The organism is Limnohabitans sp. INBF003 (genome assembly GCF_055396645.1).
This window is the reverse complement of the sequence record NZ_AP029222.1, coordinates 1,082,913-1,100,606: the sequence shown is the minus strand read 5'-3', so window position 1 is coordinate 1,100,606 and position 17,694 is coordinate 1,082,913. Positions and strand designations below refer to the sequence as shown.

9 protein-coding genes (1 of these 9 cut by a window edge) are annotated in these 17,694 nt (G+C 60.0%); 3 read left to right on the top strand and 6 right to left on the bottom strand.

The features are described 5' to 3' along the window. Positions 1-4: 4 nt before the first annotated feature. From ACZ5VE_RS05215 to ACZ5VE_RS05205, 3 genes are read right to left on the bottom strand one after another with little or no spacing between them, the layout of a single operon-like run. Complete coding sequence (locus ACZ5VE_RS05215; RefSeq protein ID WP_464456979.1) at positions 5-1,195, bottom strand: hemolysin secretion protein D; 1,191 nt, start codon at positions 1,193-1,195, stop codon at positions 5-7. Beyond that, positions 1,192-3,384, bottom strand: a complete 2,193-nt coding sequence (locus ACZ5VE_RS05210; RefSeq protein ID WP_464456978.1) for a type I secretion system permease/ATPase — start codon at positions 3,382-3,384, stop codon at positions 1,192-1,194. The genes ACZ5VE_RS05215 and ACZ5VE_RS05210 overlap by 4 nt, the downstream gene beginning before the upstream one ends. After that, positions 3,381-5,822 (bottom strand): tetratricopeptide repeat protein, encoded by a 2,442-nt coding sequence (locus ACZ5VE_RS05205; RefSeq protein ID WP_464456977.1) that lies wholly within the window; start codon positions 5,820-5,822, stop codon positions 3,381-3,383. Before ACZ5VE_RS05205 ends, ACZ5VE_RS05210 begins: the two co-directional genes overlap by 4 nt. Before the next feature lie 280 nt (positions 5,823-6,102). On the opposite strand from ACZ5VE_RS05205, the gene ACZ5VE_RS05200 reads away from it, so the two are divergent. After that, positions 6,103-6,336, top strand: coding sequence for a hypothetical protein (locus tag ACZ5VE_RS05200; protein ID WP_464456976.1), 234 nt, complete (start codon positions 6,103-6,105; stop codon positions 6,334-6,336). 166 nt (positions 6,337-6,502) lie between these two features. Here ACZ5VE_RS05200 and ACZ5VE_RS05195 read toward each other — a convergent pair whose 3' ends face one another. Continuing rightward, positions 6,503-6,946, bottom strand: coding sequence for an REP-associated tyrosine transposase (locus ACZ5VE_RS05195; protein WP_464456975.1), 444 nt, complete (start codon positions 6,944-6,946; stop codon positions 6,503-6,505). A 391-nt stretch (positions 6,947-7,337) separates the two neighbouring features. On the opposite strand from ACZ5VE_RS05195, the gene ACZ5VE_RS05190 reads away from it, so the two are divergent. Then, positions 7,338-7,628, top strand: coding sequence for a nucleotidyltransferase family protein (locus ACZ5VE_RS05190; RefSeq protein WP_464456974.1), 291 nt, complete (start codon positions 7,338-7,340; stop codon positions 7,626-7,628). Beyond that, complete coding sequence (locus tag ACZ5VE_RS05185) at positions 7,625-7,972, top strand: HepT-like ribonuclease domain-containing protein (RefSeq protein ID WP_464456973.1); 348 nt, start codon at positions 7,625-7,627, stop codon at positions 7,970-7,972. Before ACZ5VE_RS05190 ends, ACZ5VE_RS05185 begins: the two co-directional genes overlap by 4 nt. Before the next feature lie 137 nt (positions 7,973-8,109). On the opposite strand, the gene ACZ5VE_RS05180 is transcribed toward ACZ5VE_RS05185, so the two are convergent. Continuing rightward, the gene (locus ACZ5VE_RS05180; protein WP_464456972.1) at positions 8,110-8,736 is read right to left on the bottom strand and encodes a class I SAM-dependent methyltransferase; all 627 of its coding nucleotides are present in this window, start codon (positions 8,734-8,736) and stop codon (positions 8,110-8,112) included. A gap of 150 nt (positions 8,737-8,886) precedes the next feature. Beyond that, positions 8,887-17,694, bottom strand: the final stretch of a protein-coding gene (locus ACZ5VE_RS05175) for an Ig-like domain-containing protein (RefSeq protein ID WP_464456971.1). The gene runs 18,258 nt beyond the window's last position; only the last 8,808 of its 27,066 coding nucleotides appear in the window; its start codon lies beyond the right edge, outside the window; it ends in the stop codon at positions 8,887-8,889.

The window sequence follows — 17,694 nt, the reverse complement described above, 5'->3', positions numbered from 1 at the left end:
ACCGTCAACGCTCGCGCAGTGCCTGCGTCACGCTTTGCAACGGTCTGAACAGGTACTCCAGCACCGACTTCTGCCCCGTCTTGATCTCCACCGTGGCCGTCATGCCCGGCAGCGGCTGCATGCGCAGGCCATTGCGCTGCCAGTTGGTTTCGGTGATGCGCACCAGCAAGCGGTAATAGCCCTCTTCCAGCTCCATCGCCACGCCTGGGCGGCGCTGTTTTTCATCGCGCATCGTGTCGGGGCTGATGTGCTCCAGCACCCCTTCCAGCCCGCCAAAGCGGTTGTAGTCATACGCCGTGAGCTTGACGATCACCTTCTGGTTGTTCTTCAGGAAGGCCACCTCGGCCGGTTTGACATAGGCCTCCACCAGCATCTGGTCTTGTGTGGGCACGATCTCCAGAATCGGCATGCCCGCCTGCACCACACCGCCAATGGTGGTCACCTGCACGTTTTTCACCACGCCATCCATGGGTGCCTTGATCACGGTGCGGATGAACGCATCCTCCCGTGCCGACGCGTTCTCGCGGGTTTGCGACAACTCAGAATCCACCCGCACCAGCTCGTTGGCCGCATCGGTGGCATACCGGTTGCGGCGCTCGGCCATCTGGCCCGACAAATCGGCCTGCTGACGCTTCAGGCGCAGCAACTCCACCTCGGACACCACACCTTGTTTGGTCAAGGGCTCGGTCATGGCGATCTCGCGGTTCAGCGCTTCCAGCGACCGCTTGAAGCTGGCCTGCGCTTCGTCGAGTGACTGGCGACGCGCTGCGTAGGCCTGGCGCTCGCGCGCAGCCAACTCGGAAGGAACACGCTTGTCAAACTCCAACGGACGCCCGTAAGCCTCTGCACGCAAGCGCACCGCCAGCGCGGCCAGTGCGAGCTTCTTTTCATTGGCCTCGCGAAACACCGGGCCCGAACGCGCATCGTCAAAACGAACCAGCACATCGTCTTTTTTGACCACCGCCCCCTCGCGCACCAGGATCTGGCTGACCACCCCTGTGTCAAGGCTTTGCACCACCTGCTCGCGGCTGGCCGGGATCACCTTGCCCTGACCTCGGGTGACCTCGTCCAGTTCAAACCAGGCGGCCCACAACAAGGCCACCACCAAAGTCACCACGGTCGACCACAGCAACCACTGGCTGGCGCGGCGCTCTTCCTCGTCCACCGTCAGGATGCCAAATTCTTTGCGGCTCATGCTGCACCTCCTTGTGCGGCATTGGCTTTCGCGGGAACCGCAATGCCCTTGCTCAGTTTTTCAATCATCTCGTCCTTGCTGCCTTCCAAAAGGCACTGACCTGCATCGATCACGGCCATGCGGTCCACCCACTCCAGCAACTGCGTGCGGTGGGTCGACAAGACCAGCGTGCGGCCTTGCAGCCACTGGCCCAGCACCGCGATCACACGGGCTTCGGTGTTCTGGTCCATGTTGGCCGTGGGCTCGTCCATGAACACAATGGCCGGGTCGCGCAGCATCAGCCGCGCCAAGCTCACCAGTTGGCGCTGCCCACCCGACAAACCGCCACCGGCCTCGGTCAGCGGCATGTCCAGGCCCTTGGGATGCGCCGCCACCATGTTGTAGATGTCCAGCGCCTGCAGCACTTGCACGATCTTGGCGTCCGAAATCCAACTGTCTGCCAGCACCAGGTTCTCGCGCAGGGTGCCCATGAACAACTGCGGGTCTTGCGACACATAGCCCATCCGGGCCCGCAACTCGACCGGGTCCAGCTGGCGCAAGTCCACACCATCGACCCGCACACTGCCGCCCAGCGGGTCATACAGACCCGCCATCAAGCGGATCAGCGTGCTCTTGCCACTGCCCACGCGGCCTAACAAGCCCATGTGCGAGCCCGCCTCCACCACCATGTTCAGGCGGCGAATGACAGGCACCCTTGACTCGCCCGGATAGGCAAACTCCAGATCCATCGCCTCGATGCGCCCCTGCACCTGCTCGGGCACCACATAGCGCTTGCCCACCTCACGGTCACGCGGGCGCTTGATCAAACCATCGAGTGTGTCCAACGCCGTGCGGGCCTGCTGAAAACGGGCCGCCAAGCCCATCACGCTGCCCAGCGGCGAGATTGCACGGCCCAGCAAAATCACGCAAGCAATCAAACCGCCCAGCGTCAACTGGTTGGCGTGGATCATGTAGACCCCCCACACCACCGTGACCACCGTGGCCACCTGCGACAAGGTGCCGATGAAGCCGGTCACCGCATTCGACAGCGAACGGATCTTGCGGTACGAATCGGCCCCGGCCAGGTTCGACTGCTCCCAGCGGCGCTGCAAATAGCCCTCGGCGTTGTGCGCCTTGAGCAGCTCCATGTTCAGCACCGCCTCCACCAACACGCTTTGCTTGTCGCCCGACTCCTTCATGTTCTCGCGCATGGCCACCGTCAAGGGCTTTTGCACCCACCAGGCCAGCAGCAACACCAGAGGCACGGCCAGCGCAGGCACCCAGGCCAACGGCCCGCCCACGATGGCGATCAACAAGATAAAGACCAATACAAATGGCAAATCGGCCAACACCACCAACGAGGCCGACGAAAAGAAATCGCGCAGCGCCTCAAAGTCTTTCATCGAGCTGGCAAAAATGCCAATCGACTGAGGCCGGTGCTCCAAACGGATCGACATGATCTCGCGCAGCAGCGTGGCATTGATCGCCAGATCGGCCCGCTTGCCGCCCAGGTCCACCAAGCGCGCCTTGAGCCAACGCATCACATACTCCAGCACCGCCGCCACCAACGTGCCAATGGCCAGCGTCCACAGCGAGGCATAAGCCTGCGTCGGCACCACACGGTCATACACGTTCATCGTGAAAAACACACTCGCCAGCGCCAAAATGTTGGCCACCACCGTGGCCAGCATCGACTCCACATAAAAATGCCGAAAGCGCCACAGCGTGCCCCAAAACCAGTCAAAGGCCGCGCCCTTCATGGGTGTCAGCGTCTGGTCGGCCTGCTGCGGAGTCAGCTTGACCACCAGCACCTCGCCCGTGGCCAGTGCATCCAGCTCGTCAGCCGACATCACCAGCTCCTGCTGACCCGTCTCGGGCGACAAAATCTGCGCCCGCCCCTGCTCGATGGTGCGCAACACGCAAGCCCTGCCATCTTGCAAAGGCACGATCACTGGCAACACATAGCCCGGCACCGCACTCGGTTTGGTGCGCGACCAGGCAGCCATCAGCCCATGCTGGCGCGCCATGTCGGGCATCGACGCCGCAGGCACATGGCCGTTGTCGTCCACCGCAAAACCCACCCGCAACGCCGACACATGCACCGGCAAGCCGAGCAAGTGCGAGGCCAAGGCCAGGCAATGCAACAAGGGGTCAGACCCTCCCTGGGTCGATGGGGCGCTGGTCAGCGCCGCTTCGGGTATCGCGTTCATCGCGTTTTTCCTTTTGTTGAATTCATCGCATCGCAATGCAGCTGCCACATCTGGCGCAAGGCTGCTGCCCAATCCAGGGTGTACTGATCCACGTTCCAGGCAGGGGCAGTCCGTTGGCGTTCGCGCAAACCTTGTTTGAGGGCCAGCAAAGCCTGACGGTCGGCCGCCATGCGTGCGGCAACGGCCACATAAGCGTCATCGTCTGCAGCCACCCACTCGGGCAAACCGGCAGCGCGCATGAAGCTCGCGCCCATGCGCGAGACAAAGTTGTGCCCCGCTTTCACCACCACCGGCACGCCCATCCACATGGCCTGCAGCGTGGTGGTGCCGCCGTTGTAGGGCACCGGGTCCAGCGCAATGTCCACATCGGCGTACTCTGCCATCATGTCGGCCAGGCCCACCGGACCACGAAATTCGAGCCGGTCTTCGCCAATGCCCAACGCCGCAAAACGCGCCTTGAAAGCACGAATGGCCCCTTCATCCTTGAAGCTCGGGGCCTTCAGCAACAAACGCGAACCCGGCACCGCCTGCAACACCCGCGCCCACAGGGCCAACGTGTGCTGCGTGAGTTTGGGCACATTGTTGAAAGAGCCAAACGTCAACGGCCGCTGTGCATGCCCATCTCCCTGTAGGAGCTTGCCCTGCAAGGGATCAGCCTCCTCAGATCGCCAGCAGGGCTGGCTCCTACAGGTGGGCAGCACCAGGGGGTAGTCTGCTTCGGGCGCGAAACAAAACACCGTGTTCGGCAGGCGGTAAACCTGCTCCGAATAGAGGTGTTCACTGCCCTCGGGTGCCACCACCGGGTCGGCCACAATCCAGTCCATCTGCGGCACGCCAGTCGAAGCGGGGTAACCCAAAAACGTGGCCTGCACCGGCGCGGCACGCTGCGCAAACAAACTCATGCGCTGCATGCTGGTGTGGCCCGCCAGGTCGAGCAAGATGTCGATGCCATCGGCCTCAATGCGCCGCGCCAACTGCAGATCACTCCAACTCGAGCACTCCACCCAATGCGCCACACGCGCACGCGCCAAACGGGTCTGCTCGTCATTCGTCACCCCGGTGAAATACACCGTCACCTCAAACTGCGTGCGGTCCAAACGCGCCAGCACCGGCTGCATGAAAATATTGACCGGATGCTGGTGATGAAAGTCCGCCGACACCAGGCCCACGCGCAAACGCTTGCCCGGCTCACGCGGGTTGGCAAAGCTCCCGGCACTGCGCGCGCCCTCACCCAGCGGGGCAAACAGCTCACGGTGCAAAGCCGCCACCTCTTGTGCCGACAACTGGTCGCTGTAAAGCGAACTCATCGCTGCACTCGAACGCATCTTCGACAGCGGCCCCTCGGCATCGGCCAAGGCCTTGTACAACTTGAGCGCCGTTTCGGCATCACCCGTGCGCCCGGCCACACTCGCACGCATCGACATGGCCCCCGGCTGCGGCGCAATCGCCTCGGCCTGCGCCAGACAAGCCAGCGCATCCTCCATCTGCCAACTCTCGGCATACGAATGGGCCAAGTTCCAGTGTGCGGTGGCACTTTGCGGGTGCAACGCCACGTTGCGCTTGAGCACCGCCTGCGCCTCTTGCCACAAGTTGTAGCGAAAAGACAAATCGGCCAAGCGCACCAACGACGCCTCTGAAGTGGCCGCCGACGCACGCTCAAAAGCGCGGTGTGCATCCTCGGCCAAACCCACACGCATCAACATGTCACCCAGGTCAATCTGCATCTCGGCTTTGTCATCGACAGACAAAGGCGTCTGCGCGCTCTCAATGCGCGCCGACATCAAAGCCTGGCGCATCGACTCCAGCGCACGTGCCGCATCGCCGCGCTCCAGGCGGTACTTGGCCATGCGCCAATGCACCTGACGGACCGCAGCAGGCTCCTGGCCCTTGGCATGGGCCGCACCAGCCAGGCTCACAGCCCGGTGATAACTGGCGGCGGCCAAGTCAAACTGACCCGCCTCCTCCAAGGCTCGGGTCAGCGTCAGCGACGCCTCCCAGCGCTCAGGCCCACACGCCGCAGCACGCTGATAACAAGACAACATCTGCGCCGTCTGACCCAACTGGCGGCACACATGCCCACACTCCAGCCAAGCGCTGAAGTTCTGTGGCTCGGCCCGCAAAATCGCCGCAAACTGCGCCCGAGCCGCCTCAAACTGGCCCAGCCTCACATCACAGCGGGCGCTCTGCATGGCGGCCGCCCACAAAGACGGCTGCAACACCAAAGCCTGCTGCATGGCCACCTTCGCCTGCGCCCAACGGCCCAGATCAAACAACACATTGCCCAAATTGAAAAACGCCACCTCCGTCGCACCAGGCAAATCTGCCGCCTGCTGGTACAAAGCCAAAGCCTCCTCGTGCAAACCTTGCTGACGCTTTTCAAAGCCTTGCTGCAGCAAAAGCGACACCTCATCGGCCTTGATCGGTGAATTCTGATTCATCATAAAAATGGTGTTTTCGGGGTCTGCAGGAGCTTGCCCTGCAAACGATGGGGGGTTCATCGCCAGCAGGGCTGGCTCCTACAAAAGACGGGGTTGGGGGCTTGTAGGAACTTGCCTGCAAGCGATTGGGCATTTGGTGCCTGTAGGAGCTTGCCTGCAAGCGATTGGTTGGTGGTTCACAGTTTCATCGCCAGCAGGGCTGGCTCCTACAAGGGACGGGGCTGGGAGCTACAGGCGGGTTTGAAGTGTGTCAAACATGGCTTGAGTCAGGAATCCCCAATTGGGGAAATTCGCCCTCGAAACAACTGCAAAATCACAAAAAACAACCCAAAATATGGATTTTGGTGTTTTTGAAATTCCCCCCAAAAATCGCCTTCTGATGACCTTGTTTGGCTGCGCAGACGTTGTCCACAAGGGGACCAACCATGATCCAGCTGCGTGTATGGGCGAATGCCATCGCCAGCAGGCTGGCTCCTACAAAGGCACAGGGGTCAGCGGTATTCGGGCTTTGTAGGAGCTTGCCTGCAAGCGATAGGCCGTTGCCATCGCCAGCAGGGCTGGCTCCTACAGGGGGACGGGGTTTGGGGCATTCGGGCTTTGTAGGAGCTTGCCTGCAAGCGATGGGTTGTGGTCCGCGAGCAATCGCCAGCAGGCTGGCTCCTACAGGGGATGCAGATAGCTCATACCCATATGGCGTCCCAATGGGGGTAGGTGCCGGTTTTGGTGACCAAGCCCGCGCGCACGGGGTTGGCCACCACATAACGCGCGATGGCAGGCAGGTCGTCTTCCTGGCGAACCGCTCTATCGTGAAAGCCCTTCTGCCACAAACCTGCGCCCAAGGCTTTACTGGTCAGCGACTTCATGCGCTGCACACACTGCGACAAACTGTCCGTGTGACCCAGTTGCATCAACCAGTGCAGATGGTCCGGCATCACCACAAACGCCAGCGTCTGCGCATGCGACATGAGGTCTGGGTGGTGCAGGATTTGAATCAATTTTCGGGCTGCAAAAAAGTCCAAAAATACAGGCCGCCGCAGGGCCGTGACGGTGGTCACCAAATACACACCGCCCGGCTGTGAAAAGCGACCGAACCGCAACTGACTGGCATGGGGTTTTTGCGCCATCGCACGGCCCTCCTTGGCTGGCATCGTAGCCAATGCATCACATATACGCAAACAAAGAGACTCAATTTTTGTTGTAGGAGCTTGCCTGCAAGCGATGGGCCGTTGCTATCGCCAGCAGGGCTGGCTCCTACAGGGGACCGGGTTTGGGGTATTTGGGGTTTGTAGGAGCTTGCCTGCAAGCGATGGGCCGTTGTTATCGCCAGCAGGGCTGGCTCCTACAGGGGACCGGGTTTGGGGTATTTGGGGTTTGTAGGAGCTTGCCTGCAAGCGATGGGCCGTTGTTATCGCCAGCAGGGCTGGCTCCTACAAATCTCAGCGAACCATCCATCGCCAGCAGGGCTGGCTCCTACTGCTTTATGATGAAACTGGATTTAGATGTTGGAGAACGTTCATGAAGCCATCCCTTGCCCTTCAAACCCACCGGACCAGTATTCGTGCCGTGGTTGAACGCCATCGCGCTTGCAATGCGCGGGTTTTTGGCTCTGTGCTTCACGGTGACGACCAGGAGGGCAGCGACCTGGACATTTTGATCGATCCGACAGCCAACACAACACTGATGGATGTCGCCAGGATTCAAGTTGAGCTGGAAAAGCTCCTGGGTGTGTCGGTCGATGTGCTGACCCCCAATGCCCTACCCGACAAGTTTCGCGGCAAGGTGTTAGCAGAGGCGGTCCCAGTATGAACAAGGCATTGCGAGTGCCCGACTACTTGGGCCATATTCTTGAGGCCATCAAGCGCATTGAGGAATATGTAGCCGACATGGATGAAATGGCTTTTCTGGCCAGCAACCTCGTCCAGGATGCCGTGATCCGCAACATTGAGATCATCGGCGAAGCGTCGAACAACATTCAGCGCGTAGACCCGGCATTTGCAGCACAGAACGACCACATTCCATGGCAAGTCATGTACGCGATGCGCAATCGTGTGTCGCACGGCTACGACAAAGTGGACTTTGAAATCGTTTGGAAGACCATTTGCAACGACCTTCCAGACCTTTACACACGGGTTAAAGCGTCGGCCAGTTAGCAAGCGGTACATCGCCAGCAGGGCTGGCTCCTACAGGGGCACGGGTTTGGGGTATTTGGGGTTTGTAGGAGCTTGCCTGCAAGCGATGGGCCGTTGCTATCGCCTGCAGGGCTGGCTCCTACAGGGGACAGGGGGATTCAGGGGGACGGGGGCCCTCGCCTTGGCAAATGTTGCACGGCCAATGTCCTCAACTCGGCGTCGCTCAAGGCGGCTTTACTGGCCACCATCCACAGATCAAACACTTCGGGGCGGGCGATGCCTGCTGTGCGGGGGAAGCCGCAGGCTTGCAGGGTGTCGGCCAGTACCTGCAATGTAAAACCGCAGCGGTGCGCCATGAACAAATTACCGGCCGCCATCGCGCCGCGGTGACCGTACATCATGTCCAGCGCCGAAATCGGACCGGCGGCCGACTCGTACAAAGGCGAAGCCAGCTCACCACGGGCCACCCGTGCACACACCGACTGCAAATCAGGACAAGTGATCAGCACCCGACCATCGGGCTTGAGCACCCGCAAAAACTCCGCCAAAGCCAGCGGCACCTCATGCGGGTACAAATGCTCGATGTTGTGGCTCGACACCACCGCATCGACCGAGCCCGTGGCCACAGCCGACATGTCGGTCATTGTGCCCACCACATCGGGGGCTACCGTCGGGTCAATGTCCAAGCGCAGTTCGGTCCAGCCTTGGGTAAAGCCAGCAAAGCCATGCGCCCGATTCCGTGGGCCGCAGCCCACATTCAAGACTGTTTTCAGCATAGTGCTCATGAAGCTCCCATTCATCGCCAGCAGGGCTGGCTCCTACGAATACCGGCGGGTTGTAGGAGCTTGCCTGCAAGCGATTGGGCGTGGTCCGTTAACAATCGCCAGCAGGGCTGGCTCCTACAGCAAACCCAATGGCTCAAACAAAACTCAGGCTCATGAGGCAGAGACGACGACGTTCTGGTCGATCAGCAATTGCTGGGCGCTGGTGTTGTGGTTGTAGGCCACATACGTGTGGCCGTTGGCGACCACGTTGCCTCCGGTTGCCCAGTTGGCCAAATCGCTCAGCACCAGCTTGTCGCCGGTGTCGCCGTCCACCATCAACTGGTTCTTGCTGACCGTGGCGGCCAGGCCGCTGGTGGTGTTGCTGGTGTTGAACACGTTGGAGTTGTCAAAGCCTTGCAACATGTCGGTCAGGCTCAGCTTCAGCGTGTTGTTGCCGCTGCCGGTCAGGTCGATTTTCTCGATGTTCTGAATGGCGGGGCCACTCACCAGACTCAAGTCCAGCATGATGCCGCCGCCGTCCAGCATCAGCGTGTCGATGCCTGCGCCGCCATCAACGCGGGCAATCGCCTCCGAGTTGTTGCCAATGTTCTGGCCCAACTTGGCCACGTTGTCGGCGTTGACGATGATCAGGTCGTCGCCGCGTCCGCCGTACAGCACATCCGCACCGCCTGCGCCCGTGATCGTGTCGGCACCATCGCCAGCCACGATCTGGTTGTTGCCGCTCGTGCCATTCAGGGTGTCTGCGCCCGTGGTGCCCACAGCATCGCCGTTAGCCGCCTGGAAGGTCATGCTTTCGAGCTTGTCCACACCGCCGTAAACCACACGCACGATACCGGCCAAGGTCGCAGAACCCACCGTTTCACTGCCTTGGTTCGTGATCGCCAAATCAGCAAAACCGTCACCGTTGATATCACCTGCCGCTGTCACAGTGCGACCCAGTTCCATGCCCGCCGTCGCAGAGTAGCCGCTGATGCGGAAACCTTCCGACACGGCCAGCGAATCCAGTGTCAGGGCCGTCGTGGCTGTGCGGCCATACACCAGGTAAGCCCCACCGCCGACAACACCAACAGTGCTCAAGACGTTGTTACTCACCACCATGTCGGCCAAGCCGTCGCCGTTGAAGTCACCCACCACGTCCACGTCCCATAACTGTGAGTTCACGTTGAGCGTGCCGGCATTGATGATGAAGCCCCCATTGCCCGCTGCCAGATCAGCCGCAGTCACCGATGTGCTGTTGGTCTTGCCAAACAATACAAAAGCTTTCGTAAGGCCATCGTTGAACACCATGTCATCCATACCATCGCCGTTGATATCCCCAGCATTGGTTGATTGAAATCTAGCGCCCGTACCCAGCCCCGTGATCTGGAAGCCCCGGCCATTGCCTGCCGCTGTCAGCGTTCTACTGTCCCATGCCGAGACATTCGAGCTGCCGTAATACACATACACAGGCCCTGTGCCTCCAGCAGCGGGGTAATTGACCAGTGCGAAGTCGCTGTAGCCGTCACCGTTGAAGTCTCCATGCAAGGTCGAATTCTTGCCACCGGAAAAATATGAAGCGCCGTTCGTGATGCTCACGTAGTTGCTGAACGTGCCCAATGCCGTAGGCAGCGTCATGTTGGTCAGATTAGGGCCACCAAAAACCAGGTAATTGTTGTAGTTGATCTGGTCGTTGAACAGCATGTCTTCATAACCGTCACCGTTCACATCGCCAACGACCGACGGCACGACAACGGTATTGGCCGACGTGATTTTGAAGCCATTGCTGGCCTGCAACGCTGTCAAGTTAACCTGTCCGATACTGGTTTTCGAGCCGTAAATCACATAGTGTGTCGTTGTGGCGTTGCCAATCAAGATGTCACTCAAGCCATCGCCGTTGATGTCGCCACCACGGGTAGATTGAATGCTGACGCCAAAGCCACCAACACCGGTGATCGCAAAACCAAAGCTGTTGCCCACAGCGGTCAACTGCGACACATTCACCGCCACATCACGGTTGCCGCCGTACACGATGTAACGGTTGCTGTTGATGTCGGAAACTTCCAGATCGTCGTAGCCGTCACCGTTCACGTCGCCAATGTTTTGAGCGCCCTGGTTTTCGTTGGAATAACCCAGTTTTCCGCTGGCCACATTGCCCTCGATCGTGAAACCTTGGCTCAAGCTGTAGAGCTGAGCCAATGGCAAGTCATACGCCCACTTCACGGTCAAAGGCGAGGTCAGCGAAGTGTTGCCGCTGGCTGCGCTGGTGATCTCGGCAGACACCACCACGTTGCCAAATGCCTGCGTCTCCAACGTGGCTTGCGAGATCGTCACGTCTTTGAACTTGTTGGTGGTGATGTCGGTCGACGTCAATGTGCCCACGGTAATCACCTGGTCACCCCAACGCACGGTGAGCGTGTCGCCCACCTGCGGCGGCACAGCCCCGGCGGTCGGCAACTGCACCCGGAAAATCGTGCTACCGGTATTGGTTGTATTGGACACCTCCGAGTAATACAAAGTGTTGTCCCACATAGGAGAAGCTGGGACAGCGGACATCGCGGTGATGTCTGCGCTGTAAGACGCCTCGGGGATACCGGTCAACGTGCTGTCGATGTTCGTCGCAGACCACGCCGCGCTGTCAATGATCGGCGTGGTCGGCACCGTGAAGTTGACGGCAACCGGTTGCGCAGCAGATTGAGCCACCGTGGTGGTGCCGCTGAGCAAGGTGACCGAAGCTGACACGGCTTCGGTGGTGCCAATCGGCGTTTCGGCTGTCAGCTTTGATGTCCAGACATTGACATCCACATAACCATTGGTGATGTCAGCTGCAAACAGCGTGACCGTGATCTGCTGGCCACCCCAGTTGAGGGTGAGCGTCATGTTGGCTGCCGCATCGGTGTCCAGCAAATTGATGCGCACCGGCGTGCCGCCGCTGCTGTTGGCTTCGGTCAGGTTCAATGAACCGGCCAACTCATTGGCTGTGCTCACGATGGTCGGTGCCATGTGCACCTTGACGTTGCTGTCCACCAGCACCTGCGCTTCGGCCTTGGTCAGGTCGCTCAGCACTTTGTAGGTCTTGCCATTGTTGGTGACCAGACCGATGCTCTGCCATGCGCCGGTCAGGTACAGGTCGTTGGCAGCTGTGCCATCCACCACCACTTGTGCGCCGTTGTTCACGGCATCCCAATTGGTGGCGGTTGTAGCGGTCCAGCCGGTGGCCGTGTTGAACGGGTTGTTCTTCTCCGACAGAGCCATGACGTCCATCAGATCCATCTTGAGTGAGGTCCCTGTGCCTGTCAGGTTGATGCGCTCAATACTCTGGATGGCGGCCGGACGGATGGTGCCCAGGTCCAGCGAGGCTGTGAGCTGCAAGGTATCGGTGCCGTTACCTCCGTCAATGCGGGCAATGGCTTGGCTGTTGTTGCCGCTGTTGACCGCCAAGGCCGCAATGTTGCTGGCGTCGATGACGATGGTGTCGTCACCCCTGCCGCCGTACAACACATCCGCACCGCCGCCGCCGATCAAGGTGTCGTTGCCGTCACCGGCCACTAACTGGTTGGCACCGCTGGTGCCGGTGAGCGTATCGGCACCGCTGGTGCCAATCACATCACCGTTGGAGAGCTGGAAGGTCATGCTTTCCAGCTTGTCAACGCCACCATAGATCACACGGGTGATACCGGCTTGGACACGGCCGCTGGTCGGACTGTCAATGGGAGCCGACACCAGCAGATCGTCAAAACCATCGCCGTTCACATCGCCCGCCGCACTCACTGCAGAAGAGAATTTCACGCCCGAAATACCGTTGATTCGGAAACCTTCACTGCCCGACAAGTCACTCATCGTGAGCGCTGTTGTACCCGTTCGGCCAAACACAACGTAAGCCGCTCCCGCCGAGGCCGCGCCATCTATCGTCGCCGTCGTGGAGGCCACCACCATATCGGCGAGACCATCGCCGTTGAAGTCGCCGATCACATCGACACTCGTGATCGTGCTGGTTCCGCCTGCATTGATGATGAAACCGCCCGAACCAGCTGCCAAAGCGCTGATCTGAACAGTGCTGCTGCTCGTCTTTCCAAACGCCACATACGCAGCGTTGCCGCTTGTATCGCCGTTGTTGAAGATGATGTCAGCCAGGCCATCACCGTTCACATCGCCGGTGTTCTGGATCAAATACGAGGTTTGCCCTGCGCTCACGGGCGAGATGGCAAAGCCCCTGCTGGCAGCGGCCAGTGCGGTCAGTGCAATCGTGCTGAGGTTAGAGCCACCGAACACCACAAAGCCATTGGCACCGTTAGCAGCGTAGTTGTTGAGAACCATGTCGCTGTAACCGTCACCGTTGATGTCGCCACTTGTTGTGCTAAGTGAACCACCCGATGTGGCACCGGCCAGACCATCCAGGAAGAATCCGTTGGTATAGCTGACTGTCATGTCTGTGGGCACAGTCACGTCTGTGTTGTTGGCAGCGCCGTACATCAAGAAGTTGTCGCCCGTCGGCAAGTTGATCAAGATGTCATCAAAACCGTCGCCATTGACGTCACCCACAATGTTGGACGTATATCCAAGCGATGAAGCGGTGGTGATCTTGAAGCCAGCGCTCGCCGCCAGGGCGCTGATATTGAGCATCCCAGGGCTGACGCTGCCACCATAAACCACATAAGTTGTGGTGCCGTTTTGCTTGATGATCAAGTCGTTGTAGCCGTCTCCGTTGATGTCGCCTCCTCTGCTGTTGTTGTCAGAGCTTCCGTTGATCACAAAGCCATTGATGTTGCCCGCCGTCGTCATGCTGGACAGCTCAACGGTGGTCAGGTCTGAGCGGCCATACACGATGTATTGGTAGGTAGAAACATCACCACCTGTGGTGATCTGGTTGATCGACAAGTCGTCGTAACCATCGCCGTTGATATCGCCAATGTTGACGACCCCTTGGGCACGGTTGCCGGTGCCATCGCCAGTCAAGACGCCATTGATGGCAAAGCCAGCACTCAGAGCCGTCAGCTGTGCAGCAGGCAAATCGTAAGACCAGTCCACAGTGACGGTGGCCGGTGCCGAGCTGTTGCCAGAGACCGCGCTGGTGATGGTGGCGGTGACCGCCACATCGCCAAATGTCAGGCTGTCAATGACGCTGAATGGCACGAACACATCAACGTATTTGTTGGTGGTGATGTTGGTCGAGGTGAGCGTGATGACCGGCAGCGTGACTGAGCCCCAGTTGATGGTCAGGGTGTCGTTGACGGCGGGTGGCACAGCACCGATAGTGGGCAGTTGCACCCGGATGAACGTGCCACTGTTGGCACTGGCCACTGCTTCGGTGTAATAAAGCTTGTTGTCGACAACAAAGCCCGTTGTGGTGGCCGTGAAAGCGCTGAGTTGTTTGTCGTAATAGGCTTCCTGAATACCCATGAGCGAACTGGTATTGCCTGCACCCGTTGCCGCCCATGCGGCTGAGTTGATGGTGGGTGCAGTGGGCATCACGAAGTTGACTGTCACAGGCAATGAGTCAGAGGCCGAGATGGCCGTAGCGCCGTCCAGCAGCGTGACGCCCACGCCGACGTTTGCGGCGGTGCCCACGGCGGTCACAGTGGTCAGTGTGGCGGTAGGCACGGGCACACTGGCCGTGCCTGAGGCAATGTCTGCTGACGTCAGCGTGTAGCTGATGATCTGGCCGCCCCAGTTCAGTTGCAGCGTGTTGCCTACCACAGCGCCGGTGTTCAGCAAGGAAATGGCCACTGGCGTGATGCCGTCGCTGTTGGCTTCGGTCAGGTTCAGGCCGCTGGCCAGTTCGTTGACGTTGGTCAGCGGTGTGGGGGCCAAGATCAACTTCACATCGTTGTACACGATGACCTGCGCATTGCCGGTGGCGCTTTGCAGCACTTTGTAGACCTTGCCGCTGTTTTCAACGGTGCCAATGTTCACCCAGCTGCTGCTCAGGTTCAGGGTGTTGGTGCTGTCACCGTCCACCACGACCTGGGCATAGCTGTTGATGGCGCCCCAGTTGGTGGCGCCGCCTGTGGCGCTGGCCACCCAGCCGGTGGTGGTGTTGAAGTTGTTGTTTTCGCTGGCCAGACCGATCACGTCGAGCTTGCCCATTTTCAGGGTGTTGCTGGTTCCGTTCAGGTCAATGCGGTCGATGTCGTCGATGGCCGCGTTGCGGATCACCGTCAGGTCCAGATTGGCATTATTCAGACGGATGGTGTCGATGCCGTTGCCGCCGTCGATGCGGGCCACCGCCTGTGCGGCGTTGCCCGTGTTGCGCGCCAGCATGGCCACGTTGTCGGCATTGAGCACAAACACGTCGTTGCCCTTGCCGCCATACATGACGTCTGCACCGCCTGCGCCAATGATGGTGTCGTTGCCGTCACCGCCAATGAGCTGGTTGTTGCCGCTGGTGCCGGTCAGCGTGTCAGCGGCTGTGGTGCCGATGATGTCGCCGTTGCTGGCTTGCACCACCAGCGACGATGCTTCAGAGAAACCACCAAACACAACGTAAGACCTGCCTTCGGTCACGGCATTTGCACCGCTTGGATCGGATTTGGGCACACCCACCAACAGGTCGGCAAAGCCGTCACCGTTGACGTCGCCTGCTGCCGTGATCATGGCCTGGCCCATGGCGCTTTGCACGGTGCCGTTGGGGTTGATCTGGTTGGTAATGGGCACAAACTTGTTGAGGTCGGGCACCATCAAATCGACTGCGGCGCTGCCGGTCTGGCCAAACACCAGGTAAGAGCGACCTTGCGAAGAGTTCACGGCCATGTCGTCCAGGCCGTCGCCGTTCACGTCGCCCACATTCGACAAGAAGCCCATGTAGCCGTCGAGGGCAGACGAGCCCTTGACCACAAAGCCTGCGCTGCTGGTGCCTGCGGCAATGGCGCTGACACTGACCGAGCTGCCATCGGCCTTGCCAAACACCACCACGGCGCGGTCGTATTGGGTAACAGACACATCGTCCAGCCCGTCACCGTTGACGTCGCCCAGCATCTGGATTTTGGGTGACAGGTCCACGCCCAAGGCGTCCAGACCTTGCACGGCGTCGGTGATCTTGAAGCCGCTGGTGCCTGCGGCTGCCGTCAATGACGACACGCTCAGTGTGTTGCCATTGGCCTTGCCAAACACCACATAGGCTGAACCACCGGCTTTGCCAAAGGTGCCGCCCACCACCAGATCGGCCAGGCCGTCGCCGTTGACGTCGCCACCACCGCCCACGCTTCCGATGGTTTGCGGACCATCGCCATTGATGAAGAAGCCGTTGCTCATGGACGTGGGGTTGCTGCTCATGTGCGGCAGCACCAAATTGGGCGTGTTGGTGCCCGTGGTGCCAAACATCACAAAGGCACGGCCATTGATCGTGTCGGTGTTAGCCCAGCTTTCACCCACGATGAAGTCGTTGATGCCGTCGCCGTTGACATCACCCGCATCGAACAGGCCAATGTTGGACGGCAAACCATTGCCACCGAAACGGGGTCTTGTATCGGTTGAACCTGCGTAGGTGTAGTTGTTATTACCCATGCCGGCGCCCGAGTTGGCGTCGATGACCATGAGGCCCTGGCTCACGGCGGTGCCTGCTTCGATGTTGGCAACGTTGACCACCGAACCATCGGTACGGCCATAAACCACAAACACACGGTTACCGCCACCGTCAGGGTTTGTCGCCGATTTGGCCATGGTCAGCATGATGTCGTTCAGGCCGTCGCCGTTGAAGTCGGTGCTGGCCGAGTTGTAGTACAGGCGCCCTATGTAAGCGGGGCTGGAGATGGCAAAACCCTGGGTGTTGCTGCCCGCGTCCAACGTCGACAGTTCCACCTTGGTGTTACCGGTCTGGCCATAGACCACATAGGTTTTGTAGTTGGCGCTGTCGGCAACCAGCACATCGTCCAGGCCATCGCGGTTTAGGTCGCCCACACTGATCACCGAGCCGCCCACAGCGTCGTACTGGTTGTTGACTGCGCCGGTGGTGCCAGCGACGCCGCCACCGTTCAAGACATAGCCATAGCCCGGCGCAGTGGGGCTGCCCGGAATGGCCAGCGGCAAGTCAAAGGCAAAGTTGACATCGACTTTGGCCAAGGAAGACTCGGCCCCGCTGGCCGTGATGATTTGCGCCGTGACCGAAGCGATGCCATAGCCCTGGCTGCGGATGGTGGCCTCGGGTACTGTGAAGTCCACATACTTGGCCGTGATGTCAGCGGACACCAGCGTGTAGCTGACCGGTGCAGCGGCACCCCAGACCAGCAGCACGGTGTCGCCCGCCTTGGGTGGCACGGTGCCTGCCGTAGGCAGTTGTACACGCACCACGGTGCCAGTTCCATAGACTTCGGAGTTGTACAGCGCGGCGTCTACCGGTACACCTGCGGGTGCTGTGGTGGGCACGGTGGTGGTTTGGTAAGCGTAGTTCGCCTCAGGAATACCCGTCAGGTTGCTGGTGCTGCCTGCGCCGGTGGCGGCCCAGGCGGTGGCGCAGATGGTCGGGGCCGTGGCCACAATAAAGTTAACCGGAATGGTCTGCGGGTCGCCTGCCGACACGGTGGTCGAGCCGTCCAGCAAGGTGACCGATACGGGCACATTGGCCGTGGTGCCCATGGCCGTCACGGTGGTCAATGTGGCTGTGGGCACAAGCACATTGGCGGTGCCTGCGGCAATGTCATTGGCTGTCAGGGTGTAGCGAACGATCTGCCCGCCCCAGTTGAGCTGAATGGTGTTGCCTGCCACCGCGCCGGTGTCAGACAAGCTGATGGCCACGGGTGTGCCACTGTTGCTGTTGGCTTCTGTCGGACTCAGCCCCCCGGCCAACTCATTGGCTGTGCTCACGATGGTCGGTGCCATGTGCACCTTGACGTTGCTGTCCACCAGCACCTGCGCTTCGGCGTTGGTCAGGTCGCTCAATACCTTGTAGGTCTTGGTCACGCCGCCAACGGTGTTTTGCACGGTGCCAATGCTTTGCCAACTGCCGCTCAGGTACAGGTCATTGGTTGATGTGCCATCGACCACCAC

Coding starts and splice junctions, on each gene's coding strand:
- ACZ5VE_RS05215 (WP_464456979.1), bottom strand. CDS start 1,195: ATGAGCCGCAAAGAATTTGGCATCCTGACGGTGGACGAGGAAGAGCGC.
- ACZ5VE_RS05210 (WP_464456978.1), bottom strand. CDS start 3,384: ATGAACGCGATACCCGAAGCGGCGCTGACCAGCGCCCCATCGACCCAG.
- ACZ5VE_RS05205 (WP_464456977.1), bottom strand. CDS start 5,822: ATGAATCAGAATTCACCGATCAAGGCCGATGAGGTGTCGCTTTTGCTG.
- ACZ5VE_RS05195 (WP_464456975.1), bottom strand. CDS start 6,946: ATGGCGCAAAAACCCCATGCCAGTCAGTTGCGGTTCGGTCGCTTTTCA.
- ACZ5VE_RS05190 (WP_464456974.1), top strand. CDS start 7,338: ATGAAGCCATCCCTTGCCCTTCAAACCCACCGGACCAGTATTCGTGCC.
- ACZ5VE_RS05185 (WP_464456973.1), top strand. CDS start 7,625: ATGAACAAGGCATTGCGAGTGCCCGACTACTTGGGCCATATTCTTGAG.
- ACZ5VE_RS05180 (WP_464456972.1), bottom strand. CDS start 8,736: ATGAGCACTATGCTGAAAACAGTCTTGAATGTGGGCTGCGGCCCACGG.